The organism is Kocuria sp. CNJ-770, from assembly GCF_001942375.1.
GTDB classification, from domain to species: domain Bacteria; phylum Actinomycetota; class Actinomycetes; order Actinomycetales; family Micrococcaceae; genus Kocuria; species Kocuria oceani.
Genome location: NZ_MKJW01000123.1, coordinates 1 through 20,140, shown reverse-complemented (window position 1 = coordinate 20,140; position 20,140 = coordinate 1). Strand labels below are relative to the sequence as shown.

Below are 20,140 nucleotides of genomic sequence, written 5' to 3'. Positions count from 1 at the left end.
GGCCGCGGCGTCGCGCGCGGCCGGCCGGTCCGATCGCGTCGTGGTGGCCGAGCTGCTCGACGTCGTGGGTGCCGGCGGCCTGCTGGGCGTCCGGTCCCGCGCCGTCCCGCGCGGCGGCCGCGGCCAGGATGTTGCGGGCCATGGAGGGGAAGATGAAGCCGTGGAAGGGCCACACCCCCCACCAGTAGAGCCGGCCGGGCAGGCCCTTCGGGAAGAAGATGGCCCGCTGCCGGTAGCGGCTGCCCTCGCCCTCGGGCTCCACGGACAGCTCGAGCCAGGCCCGGCCGGGGGCCCGCATCTCGGCGTGCAGCAGCAGCTTGTGGCCCTCCTCCAGCTCCTCGACCCGCCACCAGTCCACGTACTCGCCGACCTGCAGGTCCGTGGCGTCGCGGCGGCCGCGGTTGAGCCCGGCGCCGCCCACGAGCTTGTCCATGACCCCGCGGACCTGCCAGGCCAGGGGCAGCGAGTACCAGCCGTTGCGCCCGCCGATGGACTCGATGACCCGCCACACCTGCTCGGGGCGGGCCGGGCCGGTCCGGCTGCGCTCGTCGACGAAGACCGTGCGCCCGGCCCAGTCCGGGTCCGAGGGGAGGGGATCAGCGGCGGCCTCGGAGGAGCTGTAGTGGACGTCCCACGTGGTCTCCACGGAGTTGTCCTCGATCTTCTTCAGGGCCAGGGCCACCGCCCGGCGGTACCCTGCCAGCCCCTCGGGCGGCGGGGGGATGTAGGCGTCGATGTCGTGCTCGCCCGCCACCGCGTCGTGCTGCAGGGACTGCACGAGCGGCACGGCCAGCGCCAGCGGGATCGGGGTGACCATGCCCACCCAGAACCCGGACAACCGCGGGGCCGGCAGGGGGAGGTGGAAGACCACCCGCCGGCGCAGTCCCGCCACGCGGGCGTATCGGCGCATGGCGTCCGCGTAGGTCATCACGTCGCGGGAGCCGATGTCGAAGGTGCGGTTGAGGTCCTCCGGCAGGTCCATCGCGTGGACGAGGTAGTACAGGACGTCGCGCACGGCGATCGGCTCGATCCGGTTGGTCACCCAGGAGGGGGCCGGCATGACCGGGAGGGTGTCGCCCAGGTGCCGGATCATCTCGAAGGAGGCCGACCCGGAGCCGATCACCACGCCGGCCTGGAGGACGACCGCGGGGACCGCCCCGGCCAGCAGGATCTGCCCGACCCGCACCCGCGAGCGCATGTGCTGGGACAGCTCGACCCCGGAGGGGTGCAGCCCGGAGAGGTAGACGATGCGCCGCACCCCGGCCCGCTCCGCAGCCTCGGCCACGGTGCGGGCCATCTGCGCCTCCTGCTCCTCGAACTGCCGGGAGCCGCCCATGGAGTGCACCAGGTAGTAGAGGGTGTGGACGTCCCGGCAGGCGGCGGTCATCCCGTCGAGGTCGTTGAGGTCCGTCTCGGCGACCTCCACCCGGTCACGCCACGGCACGGAGTGCAGCTTGCCGGGGGAGCGCACGGCGACGCGCACGGTGTGGCCCGCCTCCACCATGCGGGGCGCCAGGCGCCCGCCGACGTAGCCGGTGGCACCGGTGATGAGGACGCGCTGGGGAGAGCTCATGGCCTGCCTTTCGTGCGGGTCCCGTGAGCGTACCAACGCCGCCCGACAGGTCCCTGGGGGCCGGCCGGGCCGCCCGGACACGGCGACGGCCGCATCCCGGCGGGATGCGGCCGTGTCCGGCGGCCCCGCAGGACGCGGGCCGGGAGCGCGGGTCAGGGCAGCGCCAGGCGGAACACCTTCGCCCACGCCGAGGCCACCTGCTTGGGCAGGGGACCGGTGGTGTAGGGCAGCTCGTAGCGCTCGCAGATCTCGCGCACCTTCACGGCGACCTCGGCGTAGCGGTTCGAGGGCAGGTCCGGGAACAGGTGGTGCTCGATCTGGAAGGACAGGTTGCCGGTCATCAGGTGCATCAGCCGCGAGCCCGAGATGTTGGCGGAGCCGATCATCTGCCGCACGTACCAGTCCCCGCGGGTCTCGCCCTCGATCTGCTCCTCGGTGAAGGTGTCCGCCCCGGCCGGGAAGTGGCCGCAGAAGATCACGGCGTGCGCCCAGATGTTGCGCACGGCGTTGGCGGTCAGCGTCGCGGTCAGCGCCTGCTTCGCGGAGCCGGTCACGGCCGCCGCGGCGGGCGTGGCCGCGTAGTCCTTGGCGGCCTGCTTCGCGAACTTCGCCCCGAGGGCCTTGAGCCCGCGCCGCAGCTCGGCGACCGGCTTGCGGCCCTCCCGGACCTCGTCCAGCTCGAGGTCGTAGATCGCGATGCCCCACTCGAAGACCGGGGCGAGCAGCGCGTTGTAGAGCGGGTTGCCCAGGTTGCGCGGCGTCCAGGGCTGGTCCTCGTCCATGCGCAGGATCGTGTACCCGACGTCCCGGTCCTTGCCGACCACGTTGGTCCAGGTGTGGTGGAGGTCGTTGTGGGTGTGCTGCCACGCCTCGGCCGGGGTCACGAAGTCCCACTCCCAGGTGGTGGAGTGGATGTCGGGATCGCGCATCCAGTCCCACTGCCCGTGCAGGACGTTGTGGCCGATCTCCATGTTCTCGAGGATCTTGGCGAGGGTGAGCATGCCGGTGCCGGCGAGCCAGGCGGGCTTGTGCTTGGCGAACAGCAGCGCGGCCCGCCCGGCCAGCTCGAGGGAGCGCTGGGTGGCGATCACCCGGCGGATGTAGGCGGCGTCGCGGGCGCCGCGGGTGGCGATCACGGACTCGCGCAGGGCGTCGAGCTCCCGGCCCAGCTCCTCGATCTGGACGTCGGAGAGGTGGGCGGCGGCGGAGGGCTTGGCCCGTCCGGCGGGCCGGCCCTGGTCGAGCAGGAGGGGGGTGACGATGGTCATGGTGTCGCTCCTTCGGGAACGGGATCAGGGGAAGGGGATCAGGTGGTGGGGAGCGGCGCTCAGGCGTCGAGGCTGACGGGGCCGGCGGCCGTGGACACGCACGTCTGGACGAGGTGCCCGGGCTCCCCGTGCACCTCCCCGGTGCGGGTGTCCCGGACCTGCCCGGAGAGCAGGGGGGTCACGCAGGCGTGGCAGATGCCCATGCGGCAGCCGCTGCGCATCATCAGGCCGGCGTCCTCGCCGGCGGCGAGGAGGGTCGTGGCGCTGTCGGCCTCGACCTCGGTGTCGGACTTCTCGAAGGTCACGCGGCCGCCTTCCCCGCCGGAGCCGGGGGCGACGACGGCGGCGAAGCGCTCGACCCGCAGCTCGCCCTCCTCGCGCTGCCACAGGGCCTCGGCGGCGTCGAGGAAGTCCGCGGGCCCGCAGGCGTAGGCCGCACGGTCGCGCCAGTCGGGGCAGGCGGCGTCGAGGTCGCCGGTTCCGGCGAGGTCGAGCCGGCGGCCGCGCTCCCCGGTGAACCACTGGACGAGGCGGAAGCCCGGGAACTGGTCGGCCAGCTCCAGCAGCTCCTCGCGGAAGAGGGACTCCTCGGGCGAGCGGGAGGAGTGCACGAGCACGAGGTCGGCGTCCGCGCGGCGGGGCACCAGCGTGCGGATCATGGACATGACCGGGGTGAGACCGCTGCCCGCGGTGAGCATGAGCAGCGGGCGGGGACTCTCGGGGAGCACGAAGTCGCCCTCCGGCGGGGCGAGGAACAGGACGTCGCCGCGGCGGGTCCCCCGCACCAGGGCGGTGGAGACCTTGCCCATCGCGGTCACGGTGATGGCCGGGTCCTGCCCGGCGCCGGTGCTCAGCGAGTAGGAGCGCCAGTGCCGCACCCCGTCGATCTCCACCCCGATGCGCGCCCACTGGCCGGCCTCGTGCGCGTTCCACCCCTTGCCGGGGCGGAACCGGATCGTCACCGAGTCCGCGGTCTCGGGCACCACGGAGGTCACCAGGCCGCGGAGCTGGCGGGCGCTGGCGAGGGGATCGACGAGCCGGAGGAAGTCCTCCGGGGAGCGTGGGGTCGTGAAGGCCGAGGCGAGGCGGGAGAGCAGTCGTATGGATGGCACCTAATCACTGTGCCGCAAATCCGGTGCCGATTCTCGTTCCGTCACGTACTCTTTCAGTGGAGAAACTGTGTCGTCGGAATGAAAGGGGGCGCCGGTGGATGCACCGCAACATCCGGGCCGGACGGACCGGGAGCTGCCCTGGACGTCCCTGCCCCCGGCCCTCACCCCGCTGCTCGTGCCGCACCTGCCCGCCGTCACGGAGGAGCTGCTGGACGCCGTGCGCCACGACGTCCCGGTCTACGCCCGGCCGCTCGAGGGCCTGTTCGGGGACAGCATCCGGCAGGGGGTCGAGGTGGCCCTGACCCGCTTCCTGCACCTGCCCGGGACCGCGCGGCCGGCGCTGCAGCAGGAGGACCGGAGGGTGTACGAGGGGCTCGGCCGCGGCGAGGTGCGGGAGGGGCGGCCCATGGACGCCCTGTTCGCCGCCTACCGCTCCGGGGCCCGCACCACGCTGCGCTCCCTGTCCCGGGTGGCCATGGACGCCGGGTTCGAGGCCTCCGTGCTGATCGGGCTGGCCGAGTCGGTCTTCGCCTACATCGAGGAGCTCTCCGCGGCCAGCGCGGAGGGGTACGCGCTGGAGCAGTCCGAGCGCGCGGGGGAACGGGACCGGATGCTGGACGCCCTCGCGGACATGCTCGTCCGCGGCCACGTGGTGGAGGACTCCGTGCGCAGCGCCGCGGCCGCCGCCGGCTGGCCGGTGCCGGAGCGCGTGGTCGTGGTGACGCTGGCCGCCGACCGCCGGGTGGGCCTGCGCTCCCGGCTGGGGGAGCGGGCGCTGCTCACCTCCCGCCCCGGCGACGTGGTGGCCGTGGTGCCGGAGCCGTCCTCCGCGTCCGGGCGCCAGGACCTGGAACGGGCGCTCACGGGGCGCAGCGCCGTGATCGGCCCGGGCCGGCCCTGGTACGCGGCCGCCGATTCCCTGCGGCTGGCCGCGCTGACCCGTGACCTGATGCGGCGGGAGGAGCCGGTCGGGGAGGGGCCGGTGTGGGTCTCGGAGCACCTCGTGCAGCTCGTGCTGCATGGCGAGCGCTCCGTGGTCGAGGACCTCGCCGCCCAGCGGCTGGCCCCGCTGGACGAGCTGCGCCCGGGGCAGCGGGAGCGGCTCGGCGCCACCCTCCTGTCCTGGCTTGCCCACCAGGGGCAGCGCGCGGCCATGGCGGCGGAGCTGGGGATCCACGAGCAGACGGTGGGCTACCGGGTGAACCAGCTGCGGGAGGTCTTCGGGGAGGTCCTCAACGACCCGCAGACCCGCTTCGAGCTCGAGCTCGTCCTGCGCGCCGGGTTCCGCTGACCCCGGTCCCGCCGGGCTCAGCCGGTGCGCTTGTAGGACTCCCGCTCGCGGTCGTCGTGCGCGGTCTGCTCGGCCGCGGTGATGGCCCCGCCGCCCCGGTGCGCCGGCATCCACCACGCCCCGGGCGCGGGGACGACCGGATAGCTGTCGATGCACCGGTCGATGCCCTCCTGCATCGCCTTCCGCAGCCGCTCGCTCGCCGCGCGGACGTCCTCGTCGGCGGCGACGCGCAGCAGCGGGCCCACGTGCACCCGGACGGGAGTCCGCCAGACGTCGCGCAGCCGGATCCCGCCCCGTCCGCGGGTGAGCATCCGGTGCCCGCCCCACACGGCCACGGGGATGACCGGGACGCCGGTCTCCGCGGCCATCCGGGTGGCGCCGGTGCGCAGCGGCCGCACGGTCCAGCTGCGGCTGACCCCGCCCTCGGGGAACACGGCGAGGAACTCCCCACGCCGCAGCTTCGCCAGGGCCTCCGCGTAGGCGGGGGCCCCGTTGGCGCGGTCGACGACGACGTGGTCGCACAGCCGGCACACCGCGGTCACGAAGGCGCTGCCGGTGTGCTTGCGGGTGATGAGGAACCGCGAGTGGGCCCGCAGCCGGCGCCAGATCACCAGCTGCGCGAACACGAAGTCGAGATAGCCGAAGTGGGTCACCGCCACGACGGCGCCCCGGCCGGGCCGGACCTCCCGGTCCAGCCCGTGCACCACCTGGTCGTCCGGCAGGTGCTCCTCGCCCGAGGTGAGCACCGGCACGCGGAAGAGCCGCACCGCGGCGAGGCCGGCGAGCACGATGGCCCGGTAGGCGTACTTGTTGGGGCGCAGCTGCAGGGCCACGGGCGCTCCTCGGGGACGAGGCCCGCGGTGGGGCCGGGAACGGTCTGCGGGACATCGTAAGCCCGCGCGGCCCGCCCGGCGGCCTCCGCTCAGCGGCGGTCCGCCGGCGGCGTGCCGTCCGCCTCCTCCGGGCGCGTGAAGGCGAGCCAGATCGCCGGCGCCACGTCGTGCTCGGCGGCGCCCTCGCGGCCGTCCGCGAGCCGGGCGTTGAGCGAGCCGTCGTAGGTGGCCAGCAGCATCCGGGCGAGGTCGGCGACCTCGACGGTGAACCGCAGCCGCTGCCGGCGCGCCACCCGGGTGAGCGCGTCGACGACGGCGTCCACCAGGGCGTCGCGGTGTCCGGCCAGCACCTCCCGGACCGCGGGCGAGCGCCGGGCGGTCAGCAGCAGCTCGAGCCGCACGGTGTGCCACGTCGTGTCCGAGGTGTGGTCGGACAGGCCCTCGAGGATCCGCACGACCACCTCCTCCGCGGAGGCGCCGGCGGTGAGCCAGCGCTCCAGCTGCTCGCCGAGCCGGGACACCAGCTGCTCCACGTGGTCCTCGTACACGGCCAGGGCGAGGTCGGTCTTGGAGTCGAAGTTGCTGTAGAACGCACCGCGGCTGAAGCCCGCCGCCGCGCACAGCTCCCCGACGCTCGCGCCCTCGATGCCCCGCTCGGCGAAGACGCCGGCGGCGGTCTCCAGCAGGCGCCGGCGGGTGGCCGTCCGGGAGCGCTTCGCGCCCTCGTCCCTGCCCGGTCCGCTGGTCATGGGGCGGCTCCTTCCCCGGCTCGCACCGGGCGCTCGATACATCGGTGTATTCTGACGGTCGACCTGTTCGATACACCAGTGTATCCAATGTTGTGCTGGAAGGCCGTGCCCATGCCCACCGTCCCTGACCCGTCCGCTCCCCGGCATCTGGCGCAGCCCCGGGAGCGCCCGCCCTGGCGCTCCCTCAGCTTCTGGGCCGCGCCGCTGCTCACCGTCCTGGCCCTGGCCGTCGCAGGGACGGCCCTGTACATGGGTGGGCTCTCCGACCCCACGGCCCACCTCCGGGACTTCCCGGTGGCGCTCGTCAACCGGGACGCCGGGGCGGACGCCGCCGGGGGCGAGCACCGGAACATGGGCCGTGAGGTCGTCGACGGCTTCGTGGACGGGGCCGAGGGGTCCGACGAGCTCGACCTGAGGGTCCTCGACTGGGACGCGGCGCAGCAGCAACTGGACTCCGGCCGGGTCTACGCCGCCGTGGTGGTCCCCGAGACGTTCTCCGCGGACGCGACCGGGCTCGTGCAGGGGGCCCTGACGAGCGAGGATTCCCGCCGGCCGCGGATCACGGTCCTCACCGACCCCCAGGCGGGGACGCTGGGCACCCGGCTGGCCGCCGGTGCGGTGGAGCCGGCGCTGCAGGAGGCGAGCGTGCGCCTCGGGGAGCAGCTCACCGCGGCGGCCGAGCAGGCCGAGGAGCAGGCGTCCGCGGCGGTCCAGCGGCGGCTCGCGGACGCCCAGGCGGAGCAGTCGCGGGAGCTCGCCGCGGCCGCCGCCCAGGCCGGGCCCGGCGCCCAGGCCTTCGCCCGGCAGGTCGCCGCCGCCCAGGAGGGCATTCCCGGCAGTCTCGCCGCGGAGCTCGCCCCGCGGGTCAGCTCCGCCTCCGCCGCGGCGCTCGCGGACCCGGTCGACGTGGTCGTGGAGGCCTTCCACGAACCGCAGCCCGGCACGGCGCTGGGCATGGGGGCGTTCTACTACGCCGTGCTGCTCCTCGTGCTCGGGCTGAGCGGATCGATCGGGGCGAGCATCCTGATCGACGGGCGCCTCGGGGTGGCGCCCCTGGAGCTCGGCCCCGTCTTCCGCCAGCGGCTGCGGGCGCGGCCGTCCCGGCGGGCGACCTTCCTCATGAAGTGGGGCGTGGTCGTGCTGGCCGGCGCCCCCGCCGCGGGTTCGATGATGGCGGTGTGCGCAGGACTCGGGGTGCCGCTGCCGCACGGGTTCCTCCTCTTCCTGCTGAGCTGGCTGTCGATCGCCACCGTCTCCGCCGTGACCCTCGCCCTCGTCACCGTGCTCGGCAGCGCGGGGCTGGTCCTGGCCATGGTCTACCTCGTGCTCATGGGCCTGCCGTCCGCCGGGGCCGTGGTCCCGCTGGAGGCGCTGCCGGAGTTCTTCCGGGCGATCGCCGCAGCGGAGCCGCTGCACCACATGGCCACGAGCGTGCGCGCGGTGCTCTACTTCGACGCCGTCCCGGACGCCGGCCTGCGGGTCGGCCCGCCGGCCCTGGGGGCGCTCCTGGCGGGCTCCGTGGCCCTGGCCCTGGCCGTGGGGGCGGTCTACGACCGCCGGGCGGGTCGCCGCGGGGCGGCGCGCTGACCCCCCGCCCGGCGCCCGGTCCCGGTATCCCGCAGGACTGCGGTCAACCCCCATACCGCCCCCGGGAACGGCGGTCTACGCTGGCAGCACCGCATCCCACCGCATCCCACCGCACCGACCAGGAGCACGCGATGTCCTACCTTCCTCCGTCCGCCCCCCGCCCGGGCGAGGGCGGCCCCGGCCCCTCCGGTCCCGGCAGCGGGCCCGGCTACGGCCCCGGCCCCTCCGGCGCCGGCTACGGCTACGGGCCCGGCGGGCCGGCACCGCAGTACCGGGCGCAGGGCGACGACCGCACGATCGCGATCCTCACCCACCTCTCCGGCCTGGTCGGCGCGCTGATCTCCGTCGGCTGGCTCGGCTTCGTGGGCCCGCTCGTCGTGTGGCTCGTCCACAAGGACCGCAACGCGTTCCTGCGGGCCACCGCGGCCGGATCCTTCAACTTCAACCTGTCGATGTGGCTGCTCAACGCGGCCGCCTGGGTCTGCCTGTTCACGGTGATCCTCTTCCCGGTGGCGATCGTGCTGTGGCTCGTGGCCGCGGTGCTGCTCGTGGTCTGCCACGTCCTGGCCGTGCTCAAGGCCAACAAGGGCGAGGTCTACCGCTACCCGCTGCAGCTGCCGGTGCTGCGCTGAGCCGGGTGCTCAGGACACCGGGACCGGCTGCCGGCCCCGGTGGAGGAGCACCACGGCCGCCACGAGGACCAGCAGCGCCGCGCTGAGCCCGTCGAAGCCGACGAGGGCCAGCACGGGGCCGGCCAGCGCGCCCCCGGCCGCCCCGGCGAGGTTCATGAACAGGTCCGAGACGCCCTGCAGCTGCGGCCGCTCGGCCGGCGGGACGGCCTCCGCCACGAGCGCCGAGCCGGCCACCGTGGACGCCGACCAGCCGAGCCCCAGCAGGACGAGGCTGACCGCCACGAGCGCCGGGGCGGCCGAGGCCAGCCAGGAGAGCACGAGCGAAGCCGTGAACGCGGCCTGGCCGAGCAGGACCACCGGGCGGCGGCCGACCCGGTCCGCGAGCCAGCCGAAGACGGGGGCGAGGGCGTACATCCCGGCCACGTGCAGGCTGATGGTCAGGCCCACGAGGCTCAACGACGCGCCGTGGCCGGTCAGGTGCACGGGCGTCATGGACATCAGCGCCACCATGACCGCGTGGCTCAGCGCCACGGTGAGCACGGCACGGCGGGCGGGCGCGGAGGAGCGCAGCACGGCGAGCCCTCCGGCGGGCGAGGGCCTGCCCGTCCCCGCGGCCTCGCCCTCGGCCACGGCCAGCAGCAAGGGGTCGGGGCGCAGCGCGGTGAGGTACACGAGCGCGCCCGCGGCCTGGGCCGCGAGGGCGATGACGAATCCGCCGGTCAGCTCCGGCAGCCCCAGGGCCCGGCCGAGGAGCTCGCCCGGCACGAAGAGGTTGGGGCCCAGCACCGCGCCGATCGTGGTGGACCACACGACGAGGGACAGGTCCCGGGCACGCGTGTCGTCGGCGGCGAGGTCGGTCGCCGCGAAGCGGGACTGCAGGTTCAGGGCCGATCCGGCGCCCAGCAGGGCCAGGCCCAGCAGCAGGACGGGAAAGCTCGTGAGGACGGCGGCGCCGATCGTGACGCCCGCCCCGGCCATCGCGGTGACCGCGCCGGTGCTCAGGGAGATCCGGCGCCCGCGTGCCCGGGCCAGGCGGGCCAGCGGCACGGCAAGCAGGGCCGCGCCGAGGGTGTTCATGGTCGCGGCCATCCCGGACCACGCCGGGGAGCCGGAGACCTCGGTCACGAGCAGGGCACCCAGGGCCAGGGTCGCGCCCACCCCCACCCCGCCCAGGACCTGGCCCAGGGCGAGGACGCGCACGACCCTGCGCTGCAGGGCGCGGCGCTGCGCCGCCGTGTCCGTCGGGTGCATGGCCGCCATCATATACCCCTGGGGGTACGGGCCCCGGGTGCGCGGCGGGTCGGCGGTGTGCTTCCATGCTGGGCATGGACCCTCGACCTGACCTCGTTCCCGGCGCCGACGGGCTGGCCCGCCCGGTCTGGGCCGCGACGGACCCGCTGCTGCGGGCGTACTACGACACGGAGTGGGGTCTGCCGGTGCGCGACGAGCGGGGCCTCTACGAGCGGATCTGCCTGGAGGGGTTCCAGGCCGGGCTGTCCTGGGCCACCATCCTGCGCAAGCGCCCGGCGTTCCGCGCCGCCTTCGCGGACTTCGACCCGGACGTCGTGGCCGGCTTCGGAGACTCCGACGTCGACCGGCTCCTGGCCGACGCCGGCATCGTGCGCCACCGCGGCAAGATCGAGGCCGCCGTCGGCAACGCCCGGGCCACCGTGGCCCTGCGCGCCGAGGGCGGACTGCCCGGACTCGTGTGGTCCTTCCGCCCCGCGGCCACCCCGCGCCCGCGCACGCCCGCCGAGGTGCCCACCCGCTCCGCAGAGTCCGAGGCCCTCTCCCGGGCGCTGCGGGCCCGGGGCTTCCGCTTCGTGGGGCCGACCACGATGTACGCGCTGATGGAGGCCGTCGGGATCGTGGACACCCACCTGGTGGGCAGCCACCGGCGGGGCAGCTCCGGGGTCTGGCCGGAGCCGGACGGGCGTGCGTAGGATCGTCAGCACCGATCCCGGCGGCGCCGCGCGCCGCCTCCCGGCAGGAGGCCAGAGACCATGTACGACAACAGCCGGCAGCCCAGCGCGGTGCTGCCCCTGATCCTGAGCACCGTCGGCTCCGTCCTGGTCGGCATGGTGGTGCAGCGGCTGCGCCGGGACCGCGCCGCGGCCCGCGGCGCCGTGCCCACCCGCGGCGAGCGCGCGGCCCGGGCCCGCCGACGCGGGCCGGTGCTCTGAGGCCGTGACGAGCCGCGCGATCAGCTGGGTGGACGTCTTCTCGCCCACGCCCCTGGGCGGCAACGCCCTCGCCGTCGTGCACGGGGCCGACGCCCTGGGCGAGGACACGATGGCCCGCTTCGCCCGCTGGACCAACCTGTCCGAGACGACCTACCTGCTCGAGCCCACCGTGCCGGAGGCGGACTACCGCGTGCGGATCTTCACCCCCGGAGGCGAGCTGCCGTTCGCCGGGCACCCCACGCTGGGGACCGCGGCCGCCTGGCTCGCCCTCGGGGGCCGGCCCGCCGGGGAGGACGTCGTGCAGGAGTGCGAGGTGGGCCTGGTGCCCGTCCGGCGCCGCGGGGACGAGCTGGCCTTCGCCGCGCCGCCCCTGCTGCGCTACGAGCCGGTGGCGGAGCCGGAACTGCTGGACCGGGTGGCACGGTGCCTGCGCCTGGACCCCTCGGCCCTGCTCGACGTCTCCTGGCTGGACAACGGCCCCGGCTGGATCGGGGTGCGCGTGGCCGACGCCGCGACCGTGCTCGGGCTGCGGGCCGACTGGTCCGCCATGGCCGGGCTCAAGCTCGGGGTGGTCGGGGCGCACCCGGCGGGCGCGGAGTGCGACGTCGAGGTGCGCGCGTTCGTGGGGGACTGGGTGGTGGAGGACCCGGTCACCGGCAGCCTTAACGCGGGCCTGGCCCGCTGGCTCACCGACAACGGCTGGGCCCCGGAGGCCTACGTCGCCGCCCAGGGCACCGTGCTCGGGCGCACGGGCCGGGTGCACGCGCGGCGGGAGGCGGACACGATCTGGATCGGCGGCCACGTGAGCCCGGTGGTGCGCGGCACGGTGGAGCTGTAGGCCCGCCGCGCGCCGGTGTCAGTATCGTGGGGCCATGAGCACCCTGGGAATCCTCGTCCGCACCCGCCGGCCGGCCGCACCGGAGGGCACCATCGAGGCGGCCCCGGCCACCGCAGGGGCCGGCCGCGGCTGTCCGGGCCGGCCCCCGGCGGCCGAGAGGAGCCGCTGAGATGGCGGTGCAGCGGCTGAGCGCCGAGCGGATCACCGACTCCGTGACCTACCACGGGGAGGGCCCGTGCTGGTCCGACCGGTGGGGCGGGCTGCGCTGGGTGGACATGCTCGCCGGGGACGTGCTGTCCTTCGGCGAGGACGGGGAGGTCCTGCGCCGGCACGTGGGGGACGTGGTGGCCTGCGTGCGACCGCGCGCGACCGGCGGCGCGGTCCTGGCGGTCGAGACGGGGGTCGCGCTCGAGGACCCGGACGGCACCGTCCACCCGCCCGAGCTGTTCTGGCAGCCCGGCACCGTGCGGATGAACGAGGGCGGCGCGGGCCCCGACGGGTGCTTCTACACCGGCTCCATGGCCTACGACCAGGCCGAGGGCGCGGCCACCCTCTACCGGGTGCACCCCGACCTCCGGTGGGAGCCCGTGCTGGAGGGCGTCACGGTCTCCAACGGCATCGCCTGGTCCCCGGACGGCACTCGCGCCTACTACAACGACACGCCCACCGGGAAGGTCGACGTGCTCGACTGGTCGCGGGACCGGGGGCTGCACCGCCGGCGGACCTTCGTGGTGCCGCAGCTGAAGGAGGGGCAGGACGTGCACCCCGACGGCTTGACCGTCGACTCCGCAGGAGCGGTCTGGGTGGCCCTGCACGGCGCCGGCCAGGTCCACCGCTACACCGCCGAGGGCGAGCTCGACGCCGTCGTGGAGGTGGGCGCCCGGCAGACGACCGCGTGCTGCCTGGGCGGGCCGGACCTGCGCACCCTCTACATCACCACGTCCCGGGAGAACCTGGAGGCGGGCGAGGACCCCGCCGCCGGATCCCTGTTCTCGGTGCGGGTGGACGTCCCCGGCCTGCCCGTCCTGCCCTTCGCCGGCTGAGCGCGATGCGCACCCCCCGGGCGCCGACGGGCTTGACCCTCACGCGAGGGGAGGCCCCAGGGTGGAGGACATGGACGGACAGCGGCCCGTGACGACGGGCGAGAGGCTCACGGTGGGACAGGTGGCGGAGCGCTTCGGCGTCACCGTCCGCACGCTCCACCACTACGACGACGTCGGCCTGCTGCGCCCGAGCGAACGCTCGGCCGGCGGCTACCGCCTGTACACGGACGAGGACCTGCTCCGGCTGCGGCACGTCGTGGTCTACCGCCGGCTCGGCTTTCCCCTCGAGCGCATCGAGGAGCTGCTGGCCGCGGACGAGCCCGGGGCCGTGCTGGCGCACCTGCGCCGGCAGCGCGAGTCCGTCCTGGCGAGGCTGGCCGAGCTGTCCGGCCTCGTCACCGCGATCGACCGAGCACTGGAGAAGGAAATGACCGGAATCGACCTGACCCCGCAGGAACGGCGCGAGCTGTTCGGGGACGGCTTCAGCGACGAGTACGCGGCCGAGGCCGAGCGCCGCTGGGGCGACACCGACGCGTGGGAGCAGTCCCGCCGCCGCACCGCCGGCTACGACGCGGAGGAGTGGCGGCGGATCGCGGCCGAGACCGCGGCGATCAACCAGCGGTTCGTCGAGGCCCTGCGCGCCGGGCTGCCCGCGACCTCGGCCGAGGCGATGGACGCCGCGGAGGCCGCGCGGCGCCAGATCCACGACCGCTTCTACGACGTCTCGCCGGAGTTCCACCGGGCGCTGGGGGACATGTACGTGGCGGACCCCCGGTTCACGAAGATCTACGAGGACCTGGCGCCCGGGCTGGCGCAGTACGTCCGGGACGCGATCCACGCCAACGCCGACCGCGCCGCGGACTGAGGACCGCGACGCTCGTCCCGCCGCGTCCCCGGGCAGGGGCCCGGGGACGCGGCGGCCTCCGCGTGCCGGCCCCCAGGCCCGGCGCCCGGGGGACGACGTGCGGAGGACGACGTGCGGGCCGGGCAGGCCGCCGGTCTACGATCGAGCGGAGGAGGAACCATGACCGAGACCCCCCGGGCTGCCCCGGACGTCGTCACCCGCTCGATCCGCCTGCTCGCCGAGCAGGGCTGGGAGTCCACGACCGTGGACCGGCTGGCGCAGGCGGCCGGGATCAGCCGCGCCACGTTCTTCCGCAAGTACGGGTCCAAGGAGGACATCGTCTTCGCGGACCACGCCGCCAACCTCGAACGGCTCGAGCAGCTGCTGGCCCGGTCCGGCGCCACCCCGGGCACGGATCCCGCCGTGGTGCTGCGCGAGGGCGTGCTGCTGGTCTTCCGCCACCACCTCGACCATCGCGAGCGCGCGCTCGCGCGCAACGCCCTGCTCCGGCAGGTGCCGCAGCTGCGGGAGCGGGAGCTCATCACCTCCCACCGCTACGAGCGGGTCCTGCAGCGCTACCTGCGCTCCGCGCTGCCCGAGACCCCGGCCCGGGCCACCCTCGCCACGGCGCTGTCCGCGGCCGCGGTCGCGGTGCACAACGCCTATCTGCGGGGCTGGTTGCGCGCCCCCGAGACCGACCCGTCGGCGGAGCTGGCCGCGCAGACCGAGCGGCTGGCCCGCGCCCTGGTCGCCGGTTTCGGCCACCCCGGGGCCGCACCGGCCGGCGAGCCGACGGCCGCCCGCGCGCGGCCGGCCGTCGTCGTCACCGTGCTGGACCCGGCGGCGGACACGGAACAGGTCCTGGCCTCCGTGCGGGACGCCCTCCGGTGAGGGCTCAGACCTCGTCGGCGAGGATCGCGTAGATCAGCTCGTCGCGCCACTCGCCCAGCTGGCGGTGGCTCTGGCGCAGCGTCGCCTCCAGGCGCATGCCGATGCGCTCGCAGACCTTGGCGGAGCTCACGTTGAGCGCGTCCAGGCTCGCGCAGACGCGGTGGGCGCCCAGCGAGGCGAACGCGAACTCGATGGCCGCACGCGCGGCCTCCGAGGCGATGCCCTTCCCGGCGTGGTCGGGATGGACGACCCAGCCGATCTCGACCTGGTCGGCCTCCGCCTCCGTGAGCGTCAGCACGATCTCGCCCACGAGCTCCCGCGAGCCCTTCGGGGACACGGCGAAGCGACGTGGTCGCCGTCCCGGCTCCAGGGGCGCAGCCGCTGTTCTCGGCGAGGGCCCGCTCGCACTCCTCGCGGGTGCGCGGGCCCCGCCACGCGTACTGCGCGTAGTCCTCACGGCGCTGGTACGAGTACATGGGCTCGAGGTCCGCGGCGTCGAAGCGGCGGAACACGAGGCGTTCGGTCTCTGGAGGCAACACATCGATCATCAGTAGCGATACTAATGCCTCGGGGCGCCGGACGCCGCGTCCCGCCATGACACTGAGACTCAATACCTTGACGTGATACTCCGTATCAGTCAGAGTGGTGCCGATCACGTCCCGTCCCAGGAGTCCGTCCATGGCACCCGCCCCGCACGCCCCGTCCTTCCCCTCCACCGTCACGGTCGCCGTCGAGCACCTCGTGCTGCCCGGCCGGCACCTCCCGAGCGCCCTCGTGCGGCTGGACTCGACGCAGCCCGGCGGACTGATCATCTGGGGCTCCGAGGCCCTGGGGCAGCTGCGGGACGTCCTGCGCTCCGTGGACCAGTCGGCCGTCGAGGCGATCGTGGTCACCGGCAACGCCCGGTCCTTCGGCGCGGGGGCCGACCTCAAGGAGATCCGGCACGCGCAGCTCAGCGGCGTCTCCGACTCCTACGTCGGCCTCGGGCACGAGCCTTCGGCATCCTGGCCGACGCGGAGGTGCCGACCTTCTCCCTGCTCACGGGGCAGGCGCTGGGCGGCGGGCTCGAGCTGGCCCTGCACACCGACCACCGCGTGGCCCACCCGCGCACCGGCCCGCTCGGCCTTCCGGAGTGCCGGCTGGGCTTCTTCCCGGGCTGGGGCGGCGTCCACCTGCTCCCGCACCTCGTCGGCCCGGCCGCGGCCCTGCGCATCATCGTGTTCGATTCCCTGCGCGGCCGCCACGTGAAGGCCCGGGAGGCGCAGGAGCTCGGCCTCGTGGACGTCGTGCTCGACGCCGCGCCGGGGACCGAGCAGTGGGACCCCGCCTGGCAGCGGTGGGTGGCCGGCCGGCTCGCCGCGCTCGACGCCGGGGAGCCCCGCCGGCGTCCCGGCGCACCGGGCCGGGCGGACGACCGGGAGTGGCAGGAGGCCGTCGAGCAGGCCCGCGTCCGCGCGGAGCGCACCTGGCACGGCGCCGCCCCGGCTCCGCTGGTGGCGATCGACCTCGTCGCCGACGCCCGCACCGAGAGCCGCACCGAGAACGGGGCCAAGGCCGTCGCGGCCTTCGCGGAGCTCGTCCGCGGGGACGTCGCCAAGGCCTCCCTCTACGCCTTCGAACTGGTCTCCTCCCGCTCCCGGCGGGCCGCCGACGTGCCCGAGGCGGCGCCGAAGCCCCTGCGCAAGGCCGCCGTCATCGGCGCCGGGCTGATGGCCGGACAGCTCGCCTCCCTCATCGCCGGAGGTGCCCGGATCCCCGTGGTCATGACCGACCTCGACGACGAACGGCTCGCCGCCGGCGTGGCCCGGACCCGGGAGCGCTTCGCCGCCCAGGCCGCCAAGGGCCGGATCACAGCAGAGCAGGCCGAGCAGCTCGGCGGTCTGATCACCGCCGCGAGCGGACCGGAGGACCTCGCCGACGCCGATCTCGTGATCGAGGCCGTCTTCGAGGACCTCGACGTCAAGAAGGCTGTCTTCGCCCAGTGGGAGAAGGTCGTCCGGCCGGACACCGTCCTCGCGACGAACACGAGCTCACTGTCCGTCACCGCCATGGCCGAGGGCCTGCGCCACCCCGAGCGGGTCGTCGGCTTCCACGTGTTCAACCCCGTGGAGGTCACCCCGCTGCTCGAGATCGTCGCGGGGGAGCGGACCGGTGACGTGGCGCTGGCCACCGCCTTCGACCTCGCCGCCACGCTGCGCCGCACGGCCGTGCGGGTCCAGGACGCCCCGGGCTTCGTGGTCAACCGCGTGCTCACCCGCATGTTCGACGTGGTGGTGCGGGCGGTCGACGCGGGCGCCGACGTGGCGACCGCCGACCACGCCCCCGACCCGCTGGGGCTGCCGATGACGCCGCTGCGGCTGCTCGACTTCGTGGGGCCGGCGGTGCTGCACCACGTCGGCGGCACCATGCAGCGGGCCTACCCCGAGCGCTTCGCCCGGTCCCCGTGGATGGACGCGGTGGTCGAGGCGGGGCTCACCCACGTCCTGCCGACCGAGCGGGCCCCGGAGACGGGGGCGGACGGCTACCTCGCCGCCGAGGCCGCCCGATTGCTCGAGCGCACCCGCGCCGAGCACCCCGAGCTCGCCGCGCACGCCCCGGCCTCCGCCGAGGAGCTGCTCGCCCGCATCCAGGACGCCCTCGCCGAGGAGATCGGCGCGATGCTGGCCGAGGGCGTCGTCGCCGGACCCGAGGACGTGGACCTGTGCATGATCCTGGGCGCCAACTACCCCTTCCACCTCGGAGGGCTCACCCCGTACCTCGACCGCACGGGCGCCGCCGCCCGCGTCCTCGGCCGCCGCTTCCACCAGGACTGACCCGGCACCGCCCTCCACCCGACCGCTGAACGACCGAAGGATGCTCCGATGACCGCCACCCCCGAGACCGGCGAGAGCCTGTTCCCCGCCGGCACCGTGGAACCCGACTACGTCCTCGACGAGGCCCTCGGCACGGACGCGGCCGGCGCCTTCGAGTCCGTCTCCGACGCCGACCGCGAGCACTGGATGCGGGCGCGGGCCTTCGTCCAGGAGGACCTGCTGCCCGTGATCGCCGGGCACTGGGACAGCTCCGAGTACTCCCTCGACCTCGTCCGCCGGCTGGGGGAGCTCGACCTGCTGCGCGACGGTGTGGCGGTCGACGGCTACCCCGGGATGTCCAAGACCGCCGCCGGGCTGGTCAGCATGGAGCTCTCCCGGGGTGACGGGTCCATCGCCACCGTCTCGGGCGTCCAGGGCGGGCTCGCCATGCGCTCGATCGCGATGTGCGGTTCCGAGGAGCAGCGCCGGCGCTGGCTGCCGCGCATGGCCACCGGCGAGCTGCTCGGCGCCTTCGCGCTCACCGAGCCCACGCACGGCTCGGACTCCGTGAGCCTGGAGACCCGCGCCACCCGGGTGGACGGCGGCTGGCTGCTCAACGGCGAGAAGAAGTGGATCGGCAACGGTTCCATGGGCGGGATCACCGTGGTGTGGGCCCGCTCCGACGAGGACGGCCAGGTCCGCGGCTTCGTGGTCCCGCAGGAGAGCCAGGGCTACACCGGCACGACCATCCGCGGGAAGCTCGCCCTGCGCGCCATCCACCAGGCGCACCTGCGCTTCGAGAACGTCTTCGTCCCCGAGGAGAACGCGCTCCCCGCGGCCCGCTCCTTCAAGGACACGGCCGCGGTGCTCTTCGCCACGCGGGTCAGCGTGGCGTGGGGCGCCGTGGGGCACGCCCAGGCCTGCTACGAGACCGCGGTCCAGTACGCCGCCCAGCGCGTGCAGTTCGGCCGGCCGCTCGCCGCGTCCCAGATCGTCCAGGAGCGCCTGGCCCGGATGCTGAGCGAACTCACGCAGATCCAGCTGCTCGTGGCGCGGATGACCGAGCGGGAGGAGGCCGGGACGCTCACGGGCGAGCAGGCGTCCCTGGCGAAGTACACCTCCACCCGGACGGCGCGCTCGATCGCCGCGAACGCCCGTGACCTCATGGGCGGCAACGGCATCCTGATCGAGCACCGCGTCGCCCGGCACTTCGCGGACATCGAGGCCCTGCACACCTACGAGGGGACCGAGACGATGCAGGCCCTGATCATCGGGCGGAGCATCACGGGGCTCTCCGCGTTCGCCTGAGCCGCGCACCCGCACCCCTCGGACGGTGCCCGGACACGAGGACGCCCCGGCCGTGACGACCGGGGCGTGCTCGTGTCCGGGGACCGCGCTCAGGAGAGCGGGTCGCCGCCGGCGTGGAACGAGTCGTTGCTCGAGTCGACCTCGTCCTCGAAACCCGAGTTCTCGGGCACGTCGAGATTGTCGAGGGCCTCGCCCATGCCCGGCTCCTCGGGCGGGATCTGCTCGTCCCCGGCCTCGAAGCGGGCCTCGGCCGTCTCGTCCCGCAACTGCTGCTCGGAGGGGACCACGGGGTGGGCGGGATCGGCGCGCTCGTCCGCCGCGTCCACCTCGGCTCCCTCGATGAGCGGGTCGTCGCGCCAGTGGTCGGGGTCGACCTCCGCCGCGCCCTCGTAGGTGTCGGGGGTCTCCGGCAGTTCTTCCGGTGAGGTGCCCATCTGCTGTCCTTTCGGTTGACGGTCACGGATGTGTCATCAGCCTACGCACGAATCCGCCCGGGCCGAGGGGTCAGGACGGGCGTTCGCGGACCGCGTGCACGGCCCCGGCCCGGACCGTCCCCGGCCGCTCCGGGGCGCGTCAGCGGGGGACCCTCGGCGACGCCGTCAACGGCCTCCTGGCGTGGTGGTGGGTGTTTTGACGGGGTGTGGGGGTGGGTGTAGTGTCGTCCGGGTTGCTGCGGGTGGGCGAGGTTCTCGCCCCGTGGTGGCGGTAGGTTTCCGGTTGATGGTTCGTTCCCGGTGGTCCTGGTGTGGTTGTCGTGTCCTGTTGTGTGCGGGGTGCGGGAGTTGCGTGGGGCGGGTCGGGGAGGTAAATTAGCTGAGTCGCTGCGGCCGGGACGGGTTGTCCGGGGCCGGGAGGCGGCGAAGATTCCACTCACGAGTTTCGGGGCCTTTCGGGTCCTGGTTCTTGGTCTGTTGTTTGAGAACTCAATAGTGTGCCATGTTTGTTGATACCGATTGTTTTATCGGTTGATGGTTGTCGTGCGCCTCGCCTCCGTGGGGTGGCGGCAGCTTTTCGGCCGGGTTCGAAATGTTTTTCGTTGTTTTTTGACGGAGAGTTTGATCCTGGCTCAGGACGAACGCTGGCGGCGTGCTTAACACATGCAAGTCGAACGATGATCTCCCGCTTGCGGGGGTGATTAGTGGCGAACGGGTGAGTAATACGTGAGTAACCTGCCCTTGACTCTGGGATAAGCCTGG

The 20,140-nt window shown here is 74.4% G+C and carries 20 protein-coding genes and 1 rRNA gene; 13 read left to right on the top strand and 8 right to left on the bottom strand.

The features are described 5' to 3' along the window. From BJF77_RS15165 to BJF77_RS15155, 3 genes are all read right to left on the bottom strand, one after another. Positions 1-1,573 (bottom strand): SDR family oxidoreductase (locus BJF77_RS15165; RefSeq protein ID WP_255396300.1); only part of this gene is annotated, 1,573 nt, incomplete at its 3' end. A gap of 152 nt (positions 1,574-1,725) precedes the next feature. Continuing rightward, a complete protein-coding gene (locus BJF77_RS15160; protein ID WP_047803520.1) occupies positions 1,726-2,841 on the bottom strand; it encodes an acyl-CoA desaturase in 1,116 nt (371 codons plus the stop codon). Between the two features lie 59 nt (positions 2,842-2,900). Next, positions 2,901-3,953 (bottom strand): ferredoxin reductase, encoded by a 1,053-nt coding sequence (locus BJF77_RS15155; RefSeq protein WP_075872679.1) that lies wholly within the window; start codon positions 3,951-3,953, stop codon positions 2,901-2,903. A gap of 94 nt (positions 3,954-4,047) precedes the next feature. Between BJF77_RS15155 and BJF77_RS15150 the strand changes: the two genes are divergently transcribed. Further along, positions 4,048-5,244, top strand: coding sequence for a CdaR family transcriptional regulator (locus BJF77_RS15150; RefSeq protein ID WP_075872678.1), 1,197 nt, complete (start codon positions 4,048-4,050; stop codon positions 5,242-5,244). Positions 5,245-5,261: 17 nt separating this feature from the next. Here the strand turns inward: BJF77_RS15150 and BJF77_RS15145 are convergent, their stop codons facing one another. Both BJF77_RS15145 and BJF77_RS15140 read right to left on the bottom strand, forming a co-directional pair. After that, positions 5,262-6,077 carry a 1-acyl-sn-glycerol-3-phosphate acyltransferase gene (locus BJF77_RS15145; RefSeq protein WP_075872677.1) on the bottom strand — a complete coding sequence of 272 codons (816 nt, stop codon included), beginning with the start codon at positions 6,075-6,077 and terminating at the stop codon, positions 5,262-5,264. An 89-nt stretch (positions 6,078-6,166) separates the two neighbouring features. Then, complete coding sequence (locus BJF77_RS15140; protein ID WP_075872676.1) at positions 6,167-6,826, bottom strand: TetR/AcrR family transcriptional regulator; 660 nt, start codon at positions 6,824-6,826, stop codon at positions 6,167-6,169. Between the two features lie 111 nt (positions 6,827-6,937). Here BJF77_RS15140 and BJF77_RS15135 point away from each other — a divergent pair, with 111 nt between their 5' ends. Both BJF77_RS15135 and BJF77_RS15130 read left to right on the top strand, forming a co-directional pair. Then, positions 6,938-8,413: a YhgE/Pip domain-containing protein gene (locus BJF77_RS15135; protein ID WP_075872675.1), complete on the top strand. Its 1,476-nt coding sequence runs from the start codon at positions 6,938-6,940 to the stop codon at positions 8,411-8,413. Between the two features lie 131 nt (positions 8,414-8,544). Beyond that, positions 8,545-9,045 carry a DUF4870 domain-containing protein gene (locus BJF77_RS15130; protein ID WP_075872674.1) on the top strand — a complete coding sequence of 167 codons (501 nt, stop codon included), beginning with the start codon at positions 8,545-8,547 and terminating at the stop codon, positions 9,043-9,045. Positions 9,046-9,054: 9 nt separating this feature from the next. On the opposite strand, the gene BJF77_RS15125 is transcribed toward BJF77_RS15130, so the two are convergent. Next, entirely contained in the window at positions 9,055-10,305 is a 1,251-nt protein-coding gene (locus BJF77_RS15125) for an MFS transporter (protein WP_075872673.1), read from the bottom strand. Between the two features lie 56 nt (positions 10,306-10,361). Here BJF77_RS15125 and BJF77_RS15120 point away from each other — a divergent pair, with 56 nt between their 5' ends. The 7 genes from BJF77_RS15120 (at position 10,362) to BJF77_RS15095 (ending at position 14,844) form a co-directional block, all read left to right on the top strand. Beyond that, positions 10,362-10,988, top strand: coding sequence for a DNA-3-methyladenine glycosylase I (locus tag BJF77_RS15120; RefSeq protein WP_075872672.1), 627 nt, complete (start codon positions 10,362-10,364; stop codon positions 10,986-10,988). 60 nt (positions 10,989-11,048) lie between these two features. After that, positions 11,049-11,228, top strand: a complete 180-nt coding sequence (locus BJF77_RS15115) for a hypothetical protein (protein WP_047803512.1) — start codon at positions 11,049-11,051, stop codon at positions 11,226-11,228. A gap of 4 nt (positions 11,229-11,232) precedes the next feature. Continuing rightward, positions 11,233-12,066, top strand: coding sequence for a PhzF family phenazine biosynthesis protein (locus BJF77_RS15110; protein WP_075872671.1), 834 nt, complete (start codon positions 11,233-11,235; stop codon positions 12,064-12,066). 34 nt (positions 12,067-12,100) lie between these two features. Further along, positions 12,101-12,235, top strand: a complete 135-nt coding sequence (locus BJF77_RS22010; protein ID WP_255396299.1) for a hypothetical protein — start codon at positions 12,101-12,103, stop codon at positions 12,233-12,235. A 1-nt stretch (position 12,236) separates the two neighbouring features. Continuing rightward, a complete protein-coding gene (locus BJF77_RS15105) occupies positions 12,237-13,109 on the top strand; it encodes an SMP-30/gluconolactonase/LRE family protein (protein WP_187347286.1) in 873 nt (290 codons plus the stop codon). 70 nt (positions 13,110-13,179) lie between these two features. Then, on the top strand, positions 13,180-13,974 hold the full coding sequence (locus BJF77_RS15100; protein ID WP_075872680.1) for a MerR family transcriptional regulator: 795 nt from the start codon (positions 13,180-13,182) through the stop codon (positions 13,972-13,974). A 159-nt stretch (positions 13,975-14,133) separates the two neighbouring features. Further along, positions 14,134-14,844 (top strand): TetR/AcrR family transcriptional regulator, encoded by a 711-nt coding sequence (locus BJF77_RS15095; RefSeq protein ID WP_047803510.1) that lies wholly within the window; start codon positions 14,134-14,136, stop codon positions 14,842-14,844. A gap of 4 nt (positions 14,845-14,848) precedes the next feature. Here the strand turns inward: BJF77_RS15095 and BJF77_RS22005 are convergent, their stop codons facing one another. Continuing rightward, entirely contained in the window at positions 14,849-15,181 is a 333-nt protein-coding gene (locus BJF77_RS22005) for a GNAT family N-acetyltransferase (RefSeq protein ID WP_255396298.1), read from the bottom strand. Between the two features lie 682 nt (positions 15,182-15,863). Between BJF77_RS22005 and BJF77_RS15085 the strand changes: the two genes are divergently transcribed. Together BJF77_RS15085 and BJF77_RS15080 are read left to right on the top strand one after the other, a co-directional pair. Beyond that, the gene (locus BJF77_RS15085) at positions 15,864-17,657 is read left to right on the top strand and encodes a 3-hydroxyacyl-CoA dehydrogenase NAD-binding domain-containing protein (protein WP_255396297.1); all 1,794 of its coding nucleotides are present in this window, start codon (positions 15,864-15,866) and stop codon (positions 17,655-17,657) included. Positions 17,658-17,705: 48 nt separating this feature from the next. Continuing rightward, positions 17,706-18,944 (top strand): acyl-CoA dehydrogenase family protein, encoded by a 1,239-nt coding sequence (locus BJF77_RS15080; protein ID WP_047803508.1) that lies wholly within the window; start codon positions 17,706-17,708, stop codon positions 18,942-18,944. Positions 18,945-19,033: 89 nt separating this feature from the next. Here BJF77_RS15080 and BJF77_RS15075 read toward each other — a convergent pair whose 3' ends face one another. Then, complete coding sequence (locus BJF77_RS15075) at positions 19,034-19,378, bottom strand: hypothetical protein (RefSeq protein ID WP_053004914.1); 345 nt, start codon at positions 19,376-19,378, stop codon at positions 19,034-19,036. Between the two features lie 609 nt (positions 19,379-19,987). Here BJF77_RS15075 and BJF77_RS15070 point away from each other — a divergent pair. Then, a 16S ribosomal RNA gene (locus BJF77_RS15070) occupies positions 19,988-20,140 on the top strand; the annotation flags it as partial.